The organism is Microbacterium sp. zg.Y1084 (assembly GCF_024623595.1).
Classification (GTDB): Bacteria; Actinomycetota; Actinomycetes; order Actinomycetales; family Microbacteriaceae; genus Microbacterium; species Microbacterium wangruii.
Genome location: NZ_JANJGV010000002.1, coordinates 486,909 through 507,521 on the forward strand (window position 1 = coordinate 486,909; position 20,613 = coordinate 507,521).

General features: G+C 71.0%; 17 protein-coding genes and 1 riboswitch. Of the genes, 7 read left to right on the forward strand and 10 right to left on the reverse strand.

Annotated elements, in window-relative coordinates; genetic code table 11:
• Window positions 1-12 precede the first annotated feature (12 nt).
• The 6 genes from NQ165_RS03575 to NQ165_RS03600 all read right to left on the reverse strand — a co-directional run bounded on the left by NQ165_RS03575 (window position 13) and on the right by NQ165_RS03600 (window position 7,797).
• Entirely contained in the window at window positions 13-1,752 is a 1,740-nt protein-coding gene (locus NQ165_RS03575) for an ABC transporter substrate-binding protein (RefSeq protein WP_257531343.1), read from the reverse strand.
• A 142-nt stretch (window positions 1,753-1,894) separates the two neighbouring features.
• Window positions 1,895-2,410 (reverse strand): PH domain-containing protein, encoded by a 516-nt coding sequence (locus NQ165_RS03580; RefSeq protein WP_257531346.1) that lies wholly within the window; start codon window positions 2,408-2,410, stop codon window positions 1,895-1,897.
• 59 nt (window positions 2,411-2,469) lie between these two features.
• The gene (locus tag NQ165_RS03585; RefSeq protein ID WP_257531347.1) at window positions 2,470-4,155 is read right to left on the reverse strand and encodes an ABC transporter ATP-binding protein; all 1,686 of its coding nucleotides are present in this window, start codon (window positions 4,153-4,155) and stop codon (window positions 2,470-2,472) included.
• Complete coding sequence (locus NQ165_RS03590; protein ID WP_257531349.1) at window positions 4,152-5,099, reverse strand: ABC transporter permease; 948 nt, start codon at window positions 5,097-5,099, stop codon at window positions 4,152-4,154. The genes NQ165_RS03585 and NQ165_RS03590 overlap by 4 nt, the downstream gene beginning before the upstream one ends.
• Window positions 5,089-6,018, reverse strand: coding sequence for an ABC transporter permease (locus NQ165_RS03595; RefSeq protein ID WP_257531351.1), 930 nt, complete (start codon window positions 6,016-6,018; stop codon window positions 5,089-5,091). Before NQ165_RS03595 ends, NQ165_RS03590 begins: the two co-directional genes overlap by 11 nt.
• A gap of 147 nt (window positions 6,019-6,165) precedes the next feature.
• A complete protein-coding gene (locus NQ165_RS03600) occupies window positions 6,166-7,797 on the reverse strand; it encodes an ABC transporter substrate-binding protein (protein ID WP_257531353.1) in 1,632 nt (543 codons plus the stop codon).
• A 146-nt stretch (window positions 7,798-7,943) separates the two neighbouring features.
• Between NQ165_RS03600 and NQ165_RS03605 the strand changes: the two genes are divergently transcribed.
• From NQ165_RS03605 to NQ165_RS03615, 3 genes are all read left to right on the forward strand, one after another.
• Window positions 7,944-8,759 carry a CPBP family intramembrane glutamic endopeptidase gene (locus NQ165_RS03605; RefSeq protein ID WP_374679362.1) on the forward strand — a complete coding sequence of 272 codons (816 nt, stop codon included), beginning with the start codon at window positions 7,944-7,946 and terminating at the stop codon, window positions 8,757-8,759.
• Between the two features lie 209 nt (window positions 8,760-8,968).
• A complete protein-coding gene (locus NQ165_RS03610) occupies window positions 8,969-9,523 on the forward strand; it encodes a hypothetical protein (RefSeq protein WP_257531357.1) in 555 nt (184 codons plus the stop codon).
• A 38-nt stretch (window positions 9,524-9,561) separates the two neighbouring features.
• Window positions 9,562-9,972 carry a hypothetical protein gene (locus NQ165_RS03615; protein WP_257531359.1) on the forward strand — a complete coding sequence of 137 codons (411 nt, stop codon included), beginning with the start codon at window positions 9,562-9,564 and terminating at the stop codon, window positions 9,970-9,972.
• A gap of 46 nt (window positions 9,973-10,018) precedes the next feature.
• On the opposite strand, the gene gcvP is transcribed toward NQ165_RS03615, so the two are convergent.
• From gcvP to NQ165_RS03635, 4 genes are all read right to left on the reverse strand, one after another.
• Complete coding sequence (gene gcvP / locus NQ165_RS03620; RefSeq protein WP_374940924.1) at window positions 10,019-12,832, reverse strand: aminomethyl-transferring glycine dehydrogenase; 2,814 nt, start codon at window positions 12,830-12,832, stop codon at window positions 10,019-10,021.
• Between the two features lie 53 nt (window positions 12,833-12,885).
• Window positions 12,886-13,269, reverse strand: a complete 384-nt coding sequence (gene gcvH / locus NQ165_RS03625) for a glycine cleavage system protein GcvH (protein ID WP_257531363.1) — start codon at window positions 13,267-13,269, stop codon at window positions 12,886-12,888.
• A gap of 25 nt (window positions 13,270-13,294) precedes the next feature.
• Window positions 13,295-14,431, reverse strand: coding sequence for a glycine cleavage system aminomethyltransferase GcvT (gene gcvT, locus NQ165_RS03630; protein ID WP_257531365.1), 1,137 nt, complete (start codon window positions 14,429-14,431; stop codon window positions 13,295-13,297).
• Window positions 14,432-14,597: 166 nt separating this feature from the next.
• Window positions 14,598-14,694: riboswitch (glycine riboswitch) on the reverse strand.
• A 39-nt stretch (window positions 14,695-14,733) separates the two neighbouring features.
• Window positions 14,734-15,927 carry a MarP family serine protease gene (locus tag NQ165_RS03635; protein WP_257531368.1) on the reverse strand — a complete coding sequence of 398 codons (1,194 nt, stop codon included), beginning with the start codon at window positions 15,925-15,927 and terminating at the stop codon, window positions 14,734-14,736.
• A gap of 120 nt (window positions 15,928-16,047) precedes the next feature.
• Between NQ165_RS03635 and NQ165_RS03640 the strand changes: the two genes are divergently transcribed.
• Genes NQ165_RS03640 through nadC form a run of 4 tightly spaced genes read left to right on the forward strand, consistent with a single transcriptional unit; the run spans window position 16,048 to window position 20,609 of the window.
• A complete protein-coding gene (locus NQ165_RS03640; protein ID WP_257531370.1) occupies window positions 16,048-16,752 on the forward strand; it encodes an NUDIX hydrolase in 705 nt (234 codons plus the stop codon).
• 13 nt (window positions 16,753-16,765) lie between these two features.
• Window positions 16,766-18,115 (forward strand): quinolinate synthase NadA, encoded by a 1,350-nt coding sequence (nadA, locus tag NQ165_RS03645; RefSeq protein WP_257531372.1) that lies wholly within the window; start codon window positions 16,766-16,768, stop codon window positions 18,113-18,115.
• Window positions 18,112-19,755 carry an FAD-dependent oxidoreductase gene (locus tag NQ165_RS03650; RefSeq protein WP_257531374.1) on the forward strand — a complete coding sequence of 548 codons (1,644 nt, stop codon included), beginning with the start codon at window positions 18,112-18,114 and terminating at the stop codon, window positions 19,753-19,755. Before nadA ends, NQ165_RS03650 begins: the two co-directional genes overlap by 4 nt.
• Window positions 19,755-20,609 (forward strand): carboxylating nicotinate-nucleotide diphosphorylase, encoded by an 855-nt coding sequence (gene nadC, locus NQ165_RS03655; RefSeq protein WP_257531375.1) that lies wholly within the window; start codon window positions 19,755-19,757, stop codon window positions 20,607-20,609. Before NQ165_RS03650 ends, nadC begins: the two co-directional genes overlap by 1 nt.
• The last annotated feature ends 4 nt before the right edge of the window (window positions 20,610-20,613 follow it).

Genomic DNA, 20,613 nt, shown 5'->3' on the forward strand with positions numbered 1-20,613 from the left:
ACGTCGGCCGAATTACTCGGCGCTGCTCCAAGCGTACGCGTTCCACGAGATACCACTCTGCGTGGTGGTCCGCTCGACGCCGTCGATGCTGGCGCTGGCAGCGTCGACGCCCGGGTGGGCGAAGACCGGGATGCCGAACAGGTCAGCCCACAGCAGCTCCTCGATCACCTTGGTCTGCTCGAGGTGCACCTCGGGGTCGAGGCTGTTCTTCAGCGTCGCCCATGCGGCGTCGACCTCGGGGTTGGAGTAGCCACCGTAGTTCTGCGGCTTGCCCGTGGCGTAGATGTTCTCGCCCGAGGCGATCTGGCCGGAGCCGGCCCAGGCGAACAGCGCCACCTCGTAGTCACCGCGCTCCTGGGTGCCGCCCGGGGCGAAGAAGTCCTCGTTGCCCGCGTCGACGATGTTGAAGCCGGCCTGGTCGCACGACGACTTGATCAGAGCGACCTCGTCGGCACGGCGCGGGTTGGGAGCGGAGTATCCGATGCGGACCTCAGCACCCTCGGCGCCCTGCTCCGCGACGATGCGCGCTGCCTCTTCGATGTTCGGCTCGTCGTACTCACCGTTGTAGGAAGCCTCGAGGACCTCGTCGTAGGTGGGCTGGAAGGGGAACACCTCACGGGCGTTCAGCACGACGGCAGCCGGGTCGATCGGCTTGATGAGGTTGTCGACGATCTGCTGGCGCGGCACGCACATGGCGAAGGCCTGACGCAGCTCCAGGTTGTCGGCGAACAGCGAGCCCTCGATGAAGTTGAAGTCGAGGTGCTCCCACGTCAGCGACGGACCGGCGAGGATGTTGACGGCGTCGCCGAGCTCCTCGAGCTGAGCGAGCGTGTCGACGGTCGGCTGCGGGGCGATGACGTCGAGGTCACCGTTGTCCAGCGCCTGGACCATCGCGTCCTGGCCGACGAAGCGGAACACGAGCTCCGCGTTCTGCGGCGCGAGCTTCTCGCCGTAGTAGTCCTCGTTCGCGACGAGGGTGACGGACTGACCGGCATCCCACGAGCCGAGCTTGTAGGGACCGGAGGACGGGATGAGCGCCTCGTCGGGCAGCTCGCCCGGGTTGGTGAACCAGCCGGTGTTCCAGAACTCCGCGGCGGGCTCAAGAGCGGCGCTGTCGCCGTCGAGGATCGCCTGGGCGAGCTCCTCGGTCTCCATACCGGCCTGCTCCGCGACGATGTGTGCGGGGTCGACCAGCCAGGTCTGGATCTTCCAGTCCGGGTTCTTCACGGCGTACTCGACCGTGAACTCCTTGCCGTCGAGGTCACCCTGGGGGCCCTCGGGGACCTCGTCGCCCATGTCGGCCGAGACCGAGTTGAACAGCGGGCCATCTGCGCCGGCGAGGTTCGTGTTCTGCACGCCCCATGCCAGCACGACGTCGGCGACGGTGATCGGGGTGCCGTCAGACCAGGCGGCGTCGTCGGAGATCGTGTACTCGACGGTGAGCGGGTCCTCGGAGATGAGCTCGTAGGAGCCCAGGTCCGTGTTGTCCTCGACGGTGCCGTCCGGCGCGAAGTAGGTGAAGCCGACCTTCAGCTGGTCGACGATCGCCGAGTTGTACGTGCTGTACGTCTCGGGCGTGAATCCGTTGTAGCTGATGAAGTCGTTGGGGCCCACGGACACCGAGATCGACGCGGTGCCGGTCGGCTCGTTGCTGTCACCGGTGTTGCCGTCGCTGGGCGGCGCGCAGGCGGTGAGCGCCAGGGCGGTGACGCCGATGGCGGCCCCGGCGATAAGGGTTCGACGTGAACGCATTTGGTCTCCTACATTGGTGCGGGCAAGGGTTATCGCGGCCTGCGTCGACGGACCTTCATCGCTCGGGCTACGAATACCGAAACTATATGTTCGGCACAGAGCCCATCCAAAGCCAGGCGCCCAATAGTTACAAACCCTTAACTCAGGCCGCCATGCCGCTCACCATGACGGCGAGCAGCCCCCAGACGATCAGGCCGGCCAGCGACAACAGCACCGGCAGGTTCCACCACCGGCGCACCTCGCCCGCCGAAGACAGCCGGGAGTCGGCGTTTTCCCACTCTCCGAGGATGAGATCGAGGTCCGAAGACGTGGCACCGGGCCGCTCGGCATCCGACCAGGGGGTCGCGCGCGGACGCGGGCGCGGGCGCCGCACCTCCGGGCCGCCGAAGGCGGCGATCTGGGAGCCGTCGTCGAGATGCAGCGTCAGCTGCCACCGGGTCGTGATGTCGCGCACGCGGCCCCAGGGCACCTCGGCGCACCGGAGGGGATTGATGACGGTGACACCGTGAGCATCGGTCTGCACCTTCGGGACGAACAGGACGGCGAAGATGATCCAGTCCACCAGGAGGATCCCCGGCGCCAGCAGCAGCATCCCGCCGACCCCCGAGCGCAGTGCGGCATCCCCCAGGAGGAACAGCGTGATGGCGCCGGCGATCACGAGTGCGACCGTTCCGGATCGCGATCGGTAGACCCGGCGGTCCGGACGTGCGTCCTGACTCATGTCTCCGGGTCGCCGGAACCGGCGCCGAGCACCATCGAGGCGCCGGGGATCGCCTCCAGCAGACGTCGGGTGTACTCCTCGGCGGGGTTGGCGAAGATCTCGTCCACCGTCCCCTGCTCGACGATCCTGCCGCGCTCCATCACGCAGACGAAGTCGGCCACCACGCGCACGACGGCGAGGTCGTGCGTGATGAACAGATACGTCAGCCCGAGCTCGGACTGCAGGTCCGCCAGCAGCTGCAGGATCTGGTCCTGCACCAGCACGTCCAGCGCCGACACGGCCTCGTCGAGCACGACGATGTCGGGCTTCAGCGCGAGGGCGCGGGCGATCGCCACGCGCTGACGCTGCCCGCCGGACAGCTCGTTCGGATAGCGGGAGGCCAGCTCCTGCGGCAGCGAGACCTGGTCGAGCAGCTCGGCGACGCGCGCGCGTCGTGAGCGGGCGTCACCCACGTGGTGCACCTCGAGCGGCTCGGCGATCGTGCCGCCGATGCTGCGGAGCGGGTCGAGCGATCCGTAGGGGTCCTGGAAGACGGGCTGCATCCGGCGGCGCAGGGCGAAGGACTTGCGTCCCGACAGCCGCGCGATGTTCTCGCCCTCGATGAGGATGGAGCCGGACGTCGGCTTCTCGAGGTCCAGCACCATCTTGGCGATCGTGGACTTGCCCGAGCCCGACTCCCCCACCAGCGCCAGCGTGCGCCCGCGCGGGATCTCGAACGAGACGCCGTCGACAGCGCGGAACCGCTCGCTGCGGAACGACCCCTGCCGGATCTTGTACTCCTTGACGAGATCGCGCACCACGACGGCAGGCTCGGCGGTGGCGAGGTCGGCTTCATGCTGGATGCCGCGGTCCTCGGCGCGGGCCTGGATGCGCTGTGACGCCAGGCTCGGCGCCGCGGCCACGAGTCGCTGGGTGTACGGGTGCTGCGGGTCCTCCAGGATCGCGCGGCTGGGCCCGGACTCGACGATCTCGCCCTGGTTCATCACGACGATCGTGTCGGCGCGCTCGGCGGCCAGGCCCAGGTCGTGCGTGATGAGCAGGACCGACGTGCCCTTCTCCGCTGCGAGCGAGGCCATGTGATCGAGGATGACCCGCTGCACGGTGACGTCCAGCGCCGAGGTCGGCTCGTCGGCGATGAGCAGCTTCGGGTCGGCGGCGAGGCCGATGCCGATGAGCGCGCGCTGGCGCATGCCGCCCGAGAACTGGTGCGGGAACTGGTGCAGCCGGCGTTCGGCATCTGCCAGCCCCGCCTGCTGCAGCACCTCGACGGCGCGGCGCTCGACCTCTTTGCGGCCGCTGGCGATGCCGTTGGCGCGGATGGCCTCCTTGACCTGGAAGCCGATGCTCCACACCGGGTTCAGGTTGGACATCGGGTCCTGCGGGACGTAGCCGATCTCGCGGCCGCGGATGCGCTCCATCTGCGACTGCGTGAGCGTCGTGAGGTCACGGCCCTCCAGCGTGATGGACCCGCCCGTGACGTGCCCGGTGCCGGGGAGCAGGTTGACGATCGCGGAGGCGGTCGTGGACTTGCCCGACCCGGACTCGCCGACGATCGCGACGGTCTCCCCCGGGTGGATGTCGAGGTCGATCCCGTGGAGGACTTCGGTGGAGGTCTTGCCCGCGTCGAACGCGACGGTGAGGTCGCGGATCGACAGCAGAGGCGTGCGGTTCGCCGGCATCATCGACGTGCCCTCGCTTTCGGATCCAGGGCGTCTCGCAGGAGCTCCCCCAGGATGATGAACGCGAGGACCGTGAGGGTCAGCGCGATGGACGGGTAGATCAGCGCCATGGGCGCGACGCGCAGCGAGGACTGCGCCTGGCTGATGTCCAGACCCCACGACATGGTCTGGCTGCCGAGTCCGACGCCCAGGAACGACAGGGTCGCCTCGGCGGAGATCGCGGCGCCCAGCGTGATGGTCGCCACGACGATGACCGGCGCGAGGGCGTTGGGCAGCACATGCACCAGGAGGGTGCGGAACCGCGACAGGCCGAGGGCGCGGGACGCGGTCACGAAGTCCGCCTGCCGCACCCGCAGCACTTCGGAGCGGATCACGCGCGCCGTCGACGCCCAGGCGAATCCGCCGATCGCGAAGGCGAGGACGAGCGGGGTGCGGTTCTGCGAGAAGACGCTCATGACGACGATGGCCGCGAGGATGTACGGGATGGCGAAGAAGATGTCGCCGACCCGCGAGAGCACCGAGTCCAGCCAGCCGCCGTAGAAGCCGGCCAGCGCACCCATGATGACGCCGAGCAGCGTGCTGATGAGCGTGGCGAGCAGACCCACCACGAGCGAGGTGCGCGCGCCCCACACGATGCGCGCCCAGATGTCGCAGCCCTGGAACGTGAAGCCGAGCGGGTGTCCCGAGGCGGGGCCGCCGTTGCTGTTGGCGAGGAAGCACTGCGCGTTGGGCGGGACGGGCGTGAACAGCGTGGGCCAGGCCGCCATGAGGACCACGACGAGCAGGAGCAGCGCGGTGACCCAGAAGGTCGGACGCCGGCGGATGTCCCGCCACGCGTCGCGCCACAGGTTGCTGGGCTTGGCCTCCACGCGGACGGCGTCGACGTTGATCGTGGTGGTCTTGATGGGCGCGACGTAGTGCGCCGTGGGAAACCGGTCACTTGGCATAGCGGATCCTCGGGTCGAGCAGACCGTAGAGCAGGTCGATGATCAGGTTGACCAGGACGTAGACGATGACGAACACGGTCACGAAGGAGACGACCGTGGGGCCCTCCTGACGACGGACCGCCTGGAACAGCACGTTGCCGACGCCGGGCACGTTGAAGATGCCCTCCGTGACGGTCGCGCCCACCAGCAGCACCCCGAAGTTGGTGGCGGTGTTGGTGATGACGGGGATGAGGGAGTTGCGCAGCACGTGCACCGGGATGACGCGGCGACGCGACAGGCCCTTGCTGTAGGCGGTGCGCACCCAGTCCTGGTTGAGCGTGTCGATGACCGAAGCCCGGGTCAGGCGCATGCTCGTGGCATAGAGGCTGAGTCCCAGCACGATGGCCGGCAGCCACAGGTCCATCCAGCCGTTCTGCGCCCCGACGGTGGGGCGGAACCAGCCGAGCTGGATCGCCAGGAAGTACTGCGCGAGGAACGCCAGGACGAACACCGGGACCGCGACGAACACGAGGGCGATGACGAGCGAGGCGTTGTCGAACAGCTTGCCCTTGCGAAGCCCCGAGATCGTGCCGATGACGATCGCGAGCACGAGCTCGATCGCGATGGCCAGCGCCGCGAGGCGGATCGTCACGGGGAAGGTGCGGGCGAGGACCTCGCTCACGGGCTGGCCCGAGAAGCTGACCCCGAAGTCTCCCTGGAACACCCCGGTGATGTAGTAGAAGTACTGCACGATGAAGGGGTCGTTGAGGTGGTACTCCTCGCGGATCGCCTCCAGGAGCGCCGGGTTGGGCGTGCGGTCGCCGAAGAGGGCGAGGATCGGGTCGCCCGGCATGGCGAACACCATGAAGTAGATGAGCAGGGTGGCCCCGAAGAAGACGGGGATCACCTGGAGCACGCGTCTGACGATGTAACCGAGCACGTCGGCTCTCCTTGCGATCGGGGAGGCCGACGGGTCGCGTCGGGCTCCCACTCAGGCCGGTGCCACCCCGCGGCGAGGTGGTCGGCGTCGGAACAGCCCGCGAGGCGGTGACAGGAGCGTCACCGCCTCGCGAGTGAGATCACCAGGTTATTCGGACTTGGTGATCAGGTGGAACAGCGGCACGGAGTTCCAGCCGAAGTCGACGTTGTCGACGTTCTCCGAGTAGCCGCCGGTGACGTTGGCGTACCACAGCGGGAGGGCCGGCAGGTCGGTCAGCAGCACCGACTGCGCCTCCGAGAACAGCTCGTTCGCCTCGCCCGGGTCGGTGGCCGAGATGCCCGCGGCGAGCAGCTCGTCGAACTCGGGGTTCGAGTAGTCACCGTCGTTCGAGCCGGCGTTGGTGGCATACAGCGGGCCCAGGAAGTTGTACAGACCCGGGTAGTCCGCCTGCCAGCCGGTGCGGAAGGCCGTCGTGATGGAGTCGTTGTTCACGAGCTCGCGCAGCTCGGCGAAGGTCGGGTAGGGAGCGCCCGACGCGTCGATGCCGAGGGTGTTCTTGATCGAGTTCGAGACCGCGTCGACCCACTGGTCGTGTCCGCCGTCGGCGTTGTAGCCGATCTGGAAGGTGCCTTCCCAGGGCGAGATCGCGTCGGCCTCGGCCCACAGCTCGGCTGCGCGCTCGGGGTTGTAATCCAGAACGTCGGCGCCCTCGAGCGAGTCCGACCAGCCGTCGATGACCGGGGACGTGAAGTCGCGCGCCGGGGTGCGGGTGCCCTGGAAGATCGTCTCGGTGATCTCGTCGCGGTTGATCGCGAGCGACAGCGCCTGGCGGCGCAGCTGGCCCTCTTCGCCCGAGAAGTGCGCGAGGCGCTCCGGGATCGTGAAGGACTGGAAGACGGCGGCGGGCTTGTTGACAGCGCGCTCACCCAGATCCGACTCGAAGCTGGCCAGCGACGACGGCGGGATCGCGTCGATCACGTCGACCTCGCCACCGAGCAGGTCGGCGTACGCGGCATCCTGCGACGAGTAGAACGTGATGGACAGGCCACCGTTCTGCGCCTGGCGGACACCCTCGTAGTCCTCGTTCTTGACGAGGTCGATCTTGACGTCGTGCTGCCACGCGCCGTCGCCGTCGAGCATGTACGGGCCGTTGCCGACCGGGTTCTCACCGAACGCGTCCATGTCCTCGAACGCGGCGTCGGGCAGCGGGTAGTAGGCCGAGTAGCCCAGGCGCAGCGCGAAGTCCGACGCGGGCTTGTTCAGCGCGATCGTGAAGGTGTAGTCGTCGACCTCCTGCAGGCCGGTGAGCTCGGAGTCCTCGTCGTAGCTGAAGCCCTCGATGTCCTCGAAGAAGTAGCTGTTGTACTGCTCGTTGGACGCCAGGGCGCCGTAGTTCCACGCCTTGATGAAGTTGTCGGCGGTGACCTCTTCGCCGTCGGTGAAGACCTGGCCTTCCTTGATCTTGACGGTCAGGTTCTGCGGGTCGTCGACCGTGATCTCCTCGGCCATGTCGTTGACCGCGGTGCCGTCGGCCTCGTACGAGACCAGCCCGGCGAAGATGGCGTCGAGGATCTTGCCGCCGCCGACCTCGTTCGTCGCGGTGGGGATCAGCGGGTTCTCGGGCTCGGTGCCGTTGGTGGTGATGATGGCGGTCGAGACGCCGGCGTCGCCGGTCTCCTCCTCGGCGGTGTTGCCGCCGCCGCCAGCGCAGCCGGCGAGGGCAAGGGTGCCCACCGTCAGCAGCGCCAGTCCGGCGAACGCAGTGCTGTTGCGCTTCACTGTTCCTCCTGGTGCAGGGATGTCGCAGGCGGTGCCGGGTATGGTCGGCGGACCGTCGCATGGATTCTGCAACGATAGGCACCTGATCACAGATGACCAAAAGGTCGACGCAAAGCGTTACATGCTCTTTACCCGCCGCGGCCGACGTGTGGCAATCTGACAAGGTGACCGCTCCCAGTCCGACCGCCTCCGGAGCAACCCCCGCCCAGCGCGCACGCCTGTGGTGGGAGATCGCGATCGTGCTGGCGATCACGCTCGGCCAGTCGGCGCTGTACTCGCTGCTGTCGCTCGTGCGCAGCCTGCTGTCCCCCACCCCGCTCGGCCGCCAGCAGACGCAGCTGAACCCGTCGCGCGACGCGGCGGCGATCTGGGACGCGCTGTACCAGGTGCTCGACATCGTGTTCGACCTGGCGCTGGTCGCCCTCGTGGTCTACCTGCTCTGGGAGCCGGGCACCAACGCGCTGCGGCGGATGGGGCTGGACTTCCGCCGGTTCGGGGGCGACCTCGGCCGCGGCGTGCTGGTCACCGCGATCATCGGCATCCCCGGTCTGGCGCTGTATGCCGTGGGCCGCCTGCTGGGGATCTCGGTGGCGGTCGTGGCATCCCCCCTGGATGCCGCGTGGTGGACGGTGCCCATCCTCCTGTTCGCCGCGGTGCGCGCGGCGCTGCTGGAGGAGGTCATCATGCTCGGCTGGCTCTACGACCGGCTGCGCCGGCTCGGGTGGGGGTGGTGGTCGATCATCCTCGCCGCCGCGGCGCTGCGCGGGGCGTACCACGCGTACCAGGGCTTCGGCGGCATCATCGGCAACTTCGCGATGGGTGTGGTGTTCGGGTGGTGCTACCGCCGGTGGGGGCGCGTCATGCCGTTCGTGATCGCGCACACGATCCTCGATGTGGTCTCGTTCGTCGGCTACCCCCTGGCCGCCGCCCTCTGGCCCGCCGTCTTCGCCCCCGTGCGCTGACCCCGCGGCCATAGTCGCTGCCATGGTCGCTGAGACGAATTCTCACGGCCGAGACAGCGGGTGCCACCCACGGTCTCGTCCGCCCGCATTCGTCTCACGGGGCCGGGCGGTCGGCGCGGGCTCCTGCACAGCGGTGGGGAGCCGCGAGTTGTCCCGAACGGGGGGTGATTGCGACACCGCCGGCGACGCATCCCCGGCAGTGTTGCCGGATGCCGCTCCAGCTCACCGGCCCCCGGCCCGCTCCGATCCCGCTCCTGCGCACTGCGGAGGTTCCCCACCCCGAACGCGCCATCGCGCGCGGCGAACTCGCGCGCATCAGGCCGGGCGTCTATGCGCCGGCGGAAGCCTGGCATGACCTCGCTCCCTGGGACAGGTACCTCGCGCGCGTCCACGCGGTGACACTCGGCTACCCCGATGCGGTGTTCAGCCACGAGTCGGCCGCCGCCCTCGTGGGGTTGCCGGTGTTCGGCGACCCGATGGTCGTCCACGTGCTGCAGCATCCGCTCGGCCGCTCGCGCCTGGCCTCCGGCATCCGCGTGCACACCCACCGCGGCGAACGCGAGATCCTCGAGGTCGGCGGGCTGCTCGTGACGGGCATCCTCGACACCGCCGTCGATCTGGCCCGGTCGCGGCACAGGGCGATCGGACTCTCCGTCGCCGATGCCGCCTGCGCACCGACCCCTCGCTCCGGGCTGCCGCCTTGCGCGAGGGCAACGAGCAGCGCATCAGTAAGCGGGGGCGCGCCGTCGCGCGATGGGCGCTGACTCGGGCGAACCGGCTGGCGGAGACCGCGCTCGAGAGCGTGAGCCGTGCCGTCATCGAGTGGCTCGGCTTCCCGGAAGCCACGCTCCAGGTCTCTTTCCGAACGAGCGACGGGGGCCACGATCGCAGCGACATGCTGTGGGAACCAGCATCGGTCGCCGGCGAATGCGACGGCGGAATTAAGTACGACGGCCGGTTGGGTCCGGCGCAGGACGTCATCGCCCGCCAACGTGCGCGCGATGCACGACTGCGTCGGCACGTGCGCACGGTCGTCCACTGGGGATGGCACGATGCCGTGCCCGCCGCACCGTTGCGCGGCATCCTGATCGGCGCCGGCCTGCACCCCGAGGCGCCCGAAGACACCGCCGCCCTCTTCTCACTCCGCCGCGCGCTGACTGCGCCGGCCGCCGCCACCCATGAGACGAAGACCGACGGCCGAGACCGCGGGTGATACCCAGGGTCTCGGCCGTCCGGATTCGTCTCAGCGCCCCGGCGGGCTACGCGAAGGCGTCGGGGGGCGGGCAGGCGCACACGAGGTTGCGGTCGCCGTAGGCGTTGTCGATGCGGCGCACCGGCGGCCAGTACTTCGTGCGCACCTGCGAGGGCACGGGGTAGACCGCCTCCTCGCGCGAGTAGGGGTGCTCCCACGACCCCGCGACGACCGACTGCGCGGTGTGGGGTGCGTTCACCAGCGGGTTGTCGGATGCCGGCCAGCGCCCGGCCGCGACGGCGTGCGCCTCGGCGTGGATCGCGATCATCGCCTCGATGAACCGCTCGATCTCGGCCAGGTCCTCCGACTCGGTCGGCTCGACCATGAGCGTCCCCGCGACCGGGAACGACATCGTGGGCGCGTGGAAGCCGTAGTCGATGAGTCGCTTGGCGACGTCGTCGACGGTGATCCCGGTGGCCTCCCGCAGCGGACGCAGGTCGAGGATGCACTCGTGCGCGACGAGCCCGCCCTCCCCCGCGTACAGCACCGGGTAGTGCTCGCGCAGCCGCAGCGCGATGTAGTTCGCCGCGAGCACCGCGGCCCCGGTCGCCTCCCGCAGGCCCTCCGCGCCCATCATCCGCACGTACGCCCACGAGATCGGCAGGATGGATGCCGACCCGTACGGCGCCGCCGAGACTGGTCCGCCGTCGAAGACGAAGCCGCCGGCGTGGTCGGCGCGCTGCGACATCGGGTGCGACGGCAGGTGCGGCGCGAGGTGCGCCTTCGCGGCCACCGGCCCGACGCCCGGTCCGCCACCCCCGTGCGGGATGGCGAAGGTCTTGTGCAGGTTCAGGTGCGAGACGTCGCCGCCGAGGTCGCCGAAACGCGCGAAGCCGAGCAGGGCGTTGAGGTTCGCGCCGTCGACGTACACCTGGCCGCCCGCATCGTGCACGGCCTGGGTGATCTCCCGCACGTCGTGCTCGTACACCCCGTGCGTGGAGGGGTAGGTGATCATGAGCGCGGCGAGCCGGTCGGCGTGCGCGGCGATCTTCGCGCGCAGGTCGTCGAGGTCGACGTTGCCCGCCTCGTCGCAGGCCACGACGACGACCGACATGCCCGCCAGCACGGCGGAGGCCGCGTTCGTCCCGTGCGCCGACGACGGGATGAGGCACACCGTGCGCTGCGTGTCGCCGTGGGCCCGGTGGTAGCCGCGGATCGCGAGCAGCCCCGCGAGCTCGCCCTGCGAGCCGGCGTTGGGCTGCAGCGACACCGCGTCGTAGCCGGTCACCTCGGCCAGCCAGGATTCGAGCTGCTCGATCATCGCCAGGTATCCGGCGACGTCGTCGGCGGGGGCGAACGGGTGCACGCGCGAGAACTCCGGCCACGACACCGCCGCCATCTCGGTCGCCGCGTTGAGCTTCATCGTGCAGGACCCGAGCGGGATCATGCCGCGGTCCAGCGCGTAGTCGCGATCGGCGAGGTGCTTGAGGTAGCGCATCATCGCCGTCTCGGAGTGGTGGCTCGTGAACACGGGGTGGGTGAGGAACTCCTCCCGCCGGTGCAGCGAAGCGTCGACGCCCGCCAGCGGCTCGGCATCCGCGAAGCCGATCCCGGCACCGGGTTGCTCCGCCGCGCCGAACGCCCACGCCACGGCGGCGAGGTCGGCTGCGGTCGTGGTCTCGTCGATCGACACCCCGACGCTCGCGTCCGACGCCCAGAACAGCTGGTAGCCGCGCGAGCGCGCACGCTCGATCACGCGGGCCGCGTCGCCGGGGACGAACACGCGCAGGGTGTCGAAGAAGGCGTCGGATGCCAGGGTGAGCCCGTACCCGCGCAGCTCGGCGGCGAGGGCCTCGGCCTTGCGGGCGACGTCGGTCGCGATGCGGCGGAGGCCGTCGGGTCCGTGGTACACCGCGTACATGGATGCCATCACGGCGAGCAGCACCTGGGCGGTGCAGATGTTCGACGTCGCCTTCTCGCGGCGGATGTGCTGCTCTCGCGTCTGCAGCGCCAGGCGGTAGGCCGGGTGCCCGGCGGCATCCTGCGAGACCCCCACCAGCCGGCCGGGCAGCTGACGCTCGAGGCCGGCGCGCACCGCCATGTAGCCGGCGTGCGGACCGCCGAATCCGAGCGGCACGCCGAAGCGCTGGGTCGTCCCCACGGCGATGTCCGCGCCGAGTGACCCGGGCGAGCGCAGCAGGGTGAGCGCGAGCAGGTCGGCGGCCACGACGACCTGGCCGCCGCGGGCGTGCACGGCGGTGATGACGTCGCTCGGGTCCCATACGCGTCCCGTCGCGCCGGGATACTGCACGAACGCGCCGAAGGTGTCGGTGTCGTCGGGGAGCCCCTGGGCGAAGTCGACCTCCACCAGGTGGATGCCGAGCGCCTCGGCCCGATGCGCCAGGAGCGACTTCGTCTGCGGCAGCGCATCGGCGTCGACGAGGAAGGTGCCGGCGGCGCCACGGGTGGCCCGCCGGGCCACGAGCATCCCCTCGACGACGGCGGTGGCCTCGTCGAGCATCGACGCGTTGGCCGTCGCGAGCCCGGTGAGGTCGGTCACCATCGTCTGGAAGTTGATGAGGGCCTCGAGCCGACCCTGCGAGATCTCCGGCTGGTACGGCGTGTAGGCGGTGTACCACGAGGGATTCTCGAAGACGTTCCGCTGGATGACCGCCGGGGTGTGGGTGTCGTAGTAGCCCAGCCCGATCATCGCCTTCGCCGGACGGTTCGCCGCCGCGAGCTCCCGCAGCTCCCGCAGCGCCTCGTCCTCGGTCGCCGCGACCGGGATGTCGCTCGTGGGCCGCGGCTGCGCGTGGATCGAGCGGGGAACGGCGCGCTCCACCAGCGCGGCGACGCTGTCGTAGCCGAGCGCGGCGAGCATGCTCTGCTGTGCGGCGGCGTCGGTGCCGATGTGGCGCCCGGCGAAGGCCCCGCTCACGCCTCGCCGCCGGTGAGCGCGAGGTAGCCGTCGCGGTCGAGCATGCCGTCGGCGGGAACCCCGGCCACGCGCAGCTTGATGAGCCAGCCGTCGCCGAAGGCGTCGCTGTTGACCGTAGACGGGTCGGCGACGACGTCGTCGTTGATCTCGACGACCTCGCCGTCGACGGGCGCGTACAGCTCGCCGACCGACTTGGTGGACTCGATCTCGCCGCAGACCTGGCCGGCTGTGACGGTCGATCCGACGGCGGGCAGATCGACGAAGACGACGTCGCCGAGCTGGTCGGCGGCGTAGTCGGTGATGCCGATGGTGGCGACATCGCCGTCGAGGGCGATCCACTCGTGCTCGGCGGTGTAGTGCAGGGAGGTGAGGTCGGCCATGATGTGCTCCTGGAAGTGTGGGGGGTCAGTTCGTGCGTCGGTAGAACGGCAGGTCGGTCACGGTGACGGGCAGGCGGGTGCCGCGCACGTCGATGGTCAGGGCGGTGCCGGGCGTCGCGGCGGACGGCGCGACGTAGGCCATCGCGATCGGGTGGCCGAGGGTGGGGCTGAGGGCGCCGCTGGTGATCTCCCCCACCGGGGTGTCATCCTCGGCGAGGTGCACCGCGTAGCCGGCGCGCCCCGCGCGCCGTCCTTCGCCGATGAGTCCGACGAGCACCGGTGCGGCGCCGGCGATCACGGCGCCGAGGCCCGCTTTGCCGACGAAGTCCGGCTTGTCGGCGGCGACCACCCTGCCCAGGCCCGCCTGGGCAGGAACGATGTCCGGCGACAGCTCGTGGCCGTACAGCGGCATGCCCGCCTCGAGGCGCAGCGTGTCGCGGGCGGCGAGGCCGGCGGGCATGAGCCCCGCGGGCTCCCCCGCCGCCAGGAGCGCATCCCACAGCTCGGCGGCGGCATCGGTGGGCACCAGCAGCTCGAAACCGTCCTCGCCGGTGTAGCCGGTGCGCGCGACCAGCAGCGGCCGCTCCCGGAATCGACCCGACGCGGCGGCGTAGTACGGCAGTTCGGACAGGGGCCGATCGAGGTCGGAGATGCCGTCGACGGACTCGAGGATGCCGCGGGCGGCGGGTCCCTGCACGGCAACGAGGGCGTAGTCGTCGGTGACATCGGCGACGGCGAGGTCGAGGCCCGCTCGGCGGCTGCGCACCGTATCGGCGCGCTCGGCGAGGGCCTCGGCGACGGCGTCACGGTTGCCGGCATTGGCGATGACGAGGAAGCGCGTCTCGGCCAGGCGGTACACGATGACGTCGTCGACGATGCCGCCCGACTCGGCGAGCACGAGCGAGTACTTGGCTTTGCCCACCGCCATCGTCGACAGGCGCCCGGCCAGCGCGTAGTCCAGCAACTCGCCGGCGCCGGTGCCTTCGACGGTGAACTCCGCCATGTGCGAGATGTCGAACAGGCCGGCGGCCGTGCGCACGGCGTGATGCTCGGCGAGGTCGGAGGAATAGCGCACCGGCATCATCCAGCCGCCGAAGTCGGTGAAGGTCGCCCCGAGCGCCTCGTGGCAGTCTCGGAGAGTCGTATAGCGGGGGCCGGTCATGAGTTCTCCCGATCTCGTGCGGGCAGGCGCCGGGGCCGACGCCTGAAGAACTCCCCCTCTGTCATGGGCCTGAGAGTTTCACGCCGGCATCCGAAAGGGATGCCGGTGCTTTCACCGTCGGCGGACCTGCGCGCGCGTGCGGCGCGGATCGCTTTTCAGAGTGGCCCAGACCTGCGCGGTACGCGTACCTGAGAGATTGGCGGGGAGGCTTGCTCCTTCGGTGTCCGGTACACGAGTGTCCGGAGCTCTCCCGCGTGGGTCATCGGGCCGTTATCGACTTGTCCGGCCAGCATAGCGGCGACTCAGCCGGCGCAGGACCCCGACGAGACCGGCTGCGTCAGCGACGGCGCCGCAGCCACGACGGGCGCGAACTCCGCCGGGGTCATCGCGTACCCGATCTGGTCGCCCGACTCGGCGCGGGCGAAGACGACGCCGGCCACTTCTCCGCCCGTCGTCAGCAGCGGACCCCCGGAGTTGCCGGGACGCACGTCGGCGGCGAGGGCGTAGATGTCGCGGGGCGTGGCGGCGCTGTCGTAGATGTCGGGCACGTCCACGACGCCGACCGACAGCACCCGCGCACCGCCGGAGGTGAAGGGTCCGCCGTAGGGGTAGCCCTGCACGACGCCTTCGTCGCCCGTGGCGAGGGGCGCGGCGATGGCCAGGGGCGCCACGTCGATGTCGTCGACGGCGATCACCGCGAGGTCGTCGACCGCGTCGAAGTACACGATGCGCCCGTCGCGCACCGCACCGCCGGGGAACTCCACCACCGGGTCGGTGACACCGGCGACGACGTGCGCGTTGGTGATGATGCGGTCGTCGGCGGCGACGAAGCCGGTGCCGGTGGAACTGGTGCCGCAGGCATACGCCACTCCGGAGATGCGGGCGATCGACTGCGCGGCGGCGTCGAGGTCAGGGTCGTCCAGCGCGAGCTGCGGCGCCTGCTGACCGGGATCGAGCACGACGCCGGGGCCGAAGAGGTCGCCCAGACGCGGCAGCCCCTCCTCGAGGAACGCGCCGCGCACCTGGGCGAGCGCGGCGTCCACGGGCGCAGGGGTCAGCGCGTCGATCGTGCGGACGGCTTGGGACGACGACACCGCCGCCGACAGCAGCGGGATGCCGGAGGTCCCGACCGTCTGGGCGACGAGCGACACCGCGAGGGCGGCGACGAGCACGCTCAGACCGCCACCGAGGAGCCGTTCGAGCCACCCGAGGCGGATGCGGTCCACCCCCCGCCGCGCCATCGCGCCGATGCCGGCCCCCAGTCCTGCGGCGAGCGCGATGAGCACCAGGGTGCCCGCGATGACGACGGCGGTGCGCCATCCCGGTGCGGGCAGCACGTCGCTGACGGCGGGAAGGACGAGGGGCATGAGCCAATAGGCGGCGAGCGCGCCGACGACCACGCCGACCAGCGCGCCCAGCCCGGCCAGCAAGCCGCTGCGCACTCCCAGCAGCAGCGCCACCACGAGCACCACCACCACCACGACGTCGATGATCATCGGCCCCGCCTTCCCCTCTGCCACAGCGTAGGGGACCCGGCTGGGGCCGCTTCGCAGGTGGCCGCCCTTGCCCTTCTGGTCAGCGTGACTCTATGATCGGCGACGACAGTTAGGGTCACCATGACACGAACCGCGGCGACCGCCTCAGAAGCACACGGCGACGTCACGCGCGTCGCCGTGTCGACCGTGATCTTCAGCCTGCGCCGCACGCCCGGCGCCGACCGCGCCACGGTGGTGCTCCCGCTGGTGCGGCGCACGCGTGATCCATACGAGGGCCGGTGGGCGCTGCCGGGCGGCTGGCTCGACGTCGCCGAGAACCTCGACAGCGCCGCGGCCCGCACCCTGGCCGAGACCACCGGCATCGCCCCCAGCTACCTCGAGCAGCTCTACGCGTTCGGCGCGGTCGACCGCTCCCCCACGCGGGTCGTCTCCATCGTCTACTGGGCGCTGGTGCGCCCCGACGAGGCGGAGGCGGCGCACGCCCAGCACAACGTCGCGTGGTTCGACGCGGCATCCCTCCCCCCGCTGGCGTTCGACCACGCCCAGATCGTGGAGTACGCCCTGTGGCGGCTGCGCAACAAGGTCGGCTACAGCCGCATCGCCCACGGCCTGCTGCCGGCGCAGTTCACCCTCGCCGAGCTGCGGGAGGTGTACGAGGCGATCCTCGACCGCCGGCTCGACCCCGCCAACTTCCGCCGGCAGGTCGAGCACTCCGCCACCCTCATCCCGACCGACGACTTCCGCACCGGCAGTCACCGTCCGGCGCGGCTCTACCGCTACGACCACGACGTCGAACTGGCCGACCGCGGCCCCCTCCCCCGCTGAAGAGGACACCGCCATGAACACCACCCCGCTGAGCCTGCAGACCCCACCCGCGTCGGGTAGCCGGGCGATCGCCCCGAGCGTCGACCACGAGATCCAGGCGATCGTCGCCGGCGCCTCCCCCGGCTCCACCTGCACCACCGACCTCGCCGCCGGCCCGTGGGACTTCGACGGCAGGCCCGGCTACGGCCCCGGCGCGTCGATGGGCGACGTCATCCCCACCGGCTCCCCGCGGCAGGGAGAGCTTCCCGCCGAATATCGCGACGCCTCCGACGACGAGCTGGACGGCCGCATCCGCGCCGCGAAGCAGACCCTCGGCGAGCGCGTCGTGGTGCTCGGGCACTTCTACCAGCGCGACGAAGTGGTGCGTCATGCCGACTACGTGGGCGATTCGTTCCAGCTCGCCGGTGCCGCCAGGGCGCACCCCGAGGCCGAGGCGATCGTCTTCTGCGGCGTGCACTTCATGGCCGAGACCGCCGACCTGCTCTCCCGACCCGAGCAGGCGGTGATCCTCCCCAACCTGGCCGCCGGCTGCTCGATGGCGGACATGGCCGACATCGACCAGGTCGAGGAGTGCTGGGAGCAGCTCGAAGACCTGTTCGGCGATATGGCCGCGCCCGACGCCGACGGCCTCGTCCCGGTGGTCCCGGTGACCTACATGAACTCCTCGGCGGCCATCAAGGGCTTCGTCGGCCGGCACGGCGGGATCGTCTGCACGTCGTCCAATGCGCGCACCGTGCTGGAGTGGGCGTTCGCGCGGGGACGACGGGTGCTCTTCTTCCCCGACCAGCACCTGGGCCGCAACACGGCGAAGGCGATGGGGGTGCCGCTGGAGCGGATGCCGATGTGGAACCCGACGAAGCCGTGGGGCGGCACGGATGCCGAGACCCTGCGGGACAGCCGCGTGATCCTCTGGCACGGGTTCTGCTCGGTGCACCGGCGCTTCACCGTCGACCAGATCGACAGGGCCCGCGCCGAGCACCCCGGTGTGCGGGTGATCGTGCACCCCGAGTGCCCCATGCCCGTGGTGGATGCCGCGGATGAATCCGGCTCCACCGACTACATCCGCAAGGCCATCCAGGCGGCCACCGAGCCCACCACCTTCGCCGTCGGCACCGAGATCAACCTGGTGCGGCGGTTGGCGGCCGAGCATCCACAGCACCACATCTTCTGCCTGGACCCGGTGGTGTGCCCCTGCTCCACGATGTACCGCATCCACCCGGGCTACCTCGCGTGGGTGCTCGAGTCCCTCGTCGCCGGCACAGTGATCAACCGCATCTCGGTGCCGCAGGACGTGGCCGATCCCGCCCGGGTGGCGCTGGAGCGCATGCTCGCGGCCAAGCCGCCCGCCGGCGCCCGGCCGTGACCGCCGTCGTCGTCGTCGGCTCCGGCATCGCGGGGCTCGCAGCCGCGCTGCACGCGCGGGCTGCCGGGTGCGCGGTGACCCTCGTGACGAAGGATGCGCTCGGGCACACGAACACCCGGTTCGCGCAGGGCGGCATCGCCGGCGTGCTGTTCGCCGATGACAGCGTCGAGTCCCATGTCCGCGACACCCTCGTCGCGGGGGCGGGCCTGGCCGATCCCGCCGCGGTGCGGGTGCTCGCGGCCGAGGGTGCGGCGCGCATCCGGGAGCTCGTGCAGCTGGGGGTCGCCTTCGACCGCGACGCCGACGGCGACTTCGTCAAGGGCCGCGAGGCCGCGCACTCCTACCCTCGGATCGTGCACGCCGGCGGTGACGCCACCGGGCGGGCGATCGAGGACGCGCTCGTGCGGGCGGCGCGCGCGGCCGGCGTGCAGGTGCTCGAGCACACGTTCCTCGTCGACCTCGTGGTGACCACCCGGGGCGTCACCGGGGTCGACCTCCTCCGCCATTCCGAGGTCCCCCCGCGCGCGGACGCGGCCAACGGGCATCCCCCGCGCGCGGACGCGGCCAACGGGCATCCCCCGCTCGCGCCGCTGCACCTGCCCGCCGACGCCGTGGTGCTCGCCACCGGCGGCGCGGGGCAGCTGTACGCGCACACCACGAACCCGCCCGTCGCCACCGGCGACGGCATCGCCGCGGCACTGCGAGCGGGCGTCGCCGTCAGCGATCTCGAGTTCGTGCAGTTCCACCCCACTGTGCTCGCCGGCGGGGAGCCGTTCCTCGTGTCCGAGGCGGTCCGCGGTGAAGGTGCCGTGCTGATCGACGACGCGGGGCGACGGTTCGCCTTCGATGCCCACCCCGACGGGGAGCTCGCTCCCCGAGACGTCGTGGCGCGCGCCATCGCCCGGCAGGTCGCGGCGCAGGGTGGGCGCCCGGTGCGGCTGGACGCGACCCGCCTGCGCCCCACCGCCGAGGCGACCGCGGCGTTCCTCGCGCACCGCTTCCCCACGATCGACGCCGCGGTGCGCGCCCGCGGCTGGGACTGGGCACGCGAGCCCGTTCCGGTGACCCCGGCCGCGCATTACCTCATGGGCGGGATCGACACCGACCTGCACGGCCGCACCAGCGTGCCGGGCCTGTACGCGGTGGGCGAGGTCGCGCGCACCGGGGTGCACGGCGCGAACCGGCTGGCGTCCAACTCGCTGCTGGAGGGCGCGGTCTTCGGCGCCCGCGCCGGTGACACCATCGCCGCCGACGCCGGCCTGCCCTGGCCCGCGTCGGCACCGGCCCCCGCGGCCGCCGCGTCGGCGTCCGCCCGGGCGACGCCCCCCGTGGCGGCACGTGTCTCCCCCGCTTCTGCACCCCCTCTCGCACGCGCGGCGCTGCAACGGCTGATGTGGGATGCCGCGGGCGTCGAGCGCGACGCGCAGGGTCTCGCCCACGCGGCATCCGTCATCGCCGCTTGGCGCGCCGACGCCGCTGTGCCCCGCTCCGTCGCGGACCACGAAGATGCGAACCTGCTGCTCGTGGCCGCGCACGTGATCGCCGCCGCCCGCGCCCGCCCCGCCTCGGTGGGCGCCCACCACCGCCGCGACGCCGCCCCGACCTCCGCCGCCCGCCCCGTACTGGAAGGAGTCGCGTGATGCTCACGCGCACCGTCATCGACCGCGCCGTGCAGGCCGCCCTCGACGAGGACGCCCCGTGGGGCGACCTCACCGCAGAGAACCTGATCGTTCCGACCGCGCCCGCGCGCGCGACGCTGGTCGCCCGGGAGGACGGCCTGTTCTCGGGCGGTGAGGTCTTCGCCGCGGCCTTCCGGCTCACCGATCCCCGCTGCGACGTCACCCTGCTGGTCGATGACGGCGAGATGTTCCGCACCGGCGACGCCCTGGCCGTGGTCAGCGGTCCCGCCCGGGCCGTGCTCACCGCCGAGCGGGTCGGGCTCAACTTCGCCCAGCGCATGAGCGGCGTCGCCACCCTCACCGCGCTGTACGTCGCCGAAGTCGCCCACACGGGCGCGCGCATCGCCGACACCCGCAAGACCACCCCGGGCCTGCGCGCCTTCGAGCGTCACGCCGTGCGCAACGGCGGCGGGCACAATCACCGTTTCTCGCTCTCGGATGCCGTCATGGTCAAGGACAACCACCTCGCGGTGCTGCGGCAGAAGGGCGTGTCGGTCACCGCGGCGCTGCAGGGTGCGATCGCACAGCTGCCGCACACGACCCACGTCGAGGTCGAGGTCGACAGCATCGACCAGATCGAAGCCGTGCTGGCCGCGGACGTCGACACGGTCATGCTCGACAACTTCACGCTGGACATGCTGCGCGCCGGGGTGGAGATCATCGCGGGCCGCGCGATCGTCGAGGCATCCGGCGGGGTGACGCTGGACTCGGTGCGCGCCATCGCCGAAACGGGCGTGGACGTCATCTCGGTGGGCGCGCTCACCCACTCCGCTCGCGCCCTGGACCTCGGCCTGGACATCGACGTCGCCGGCTGACATG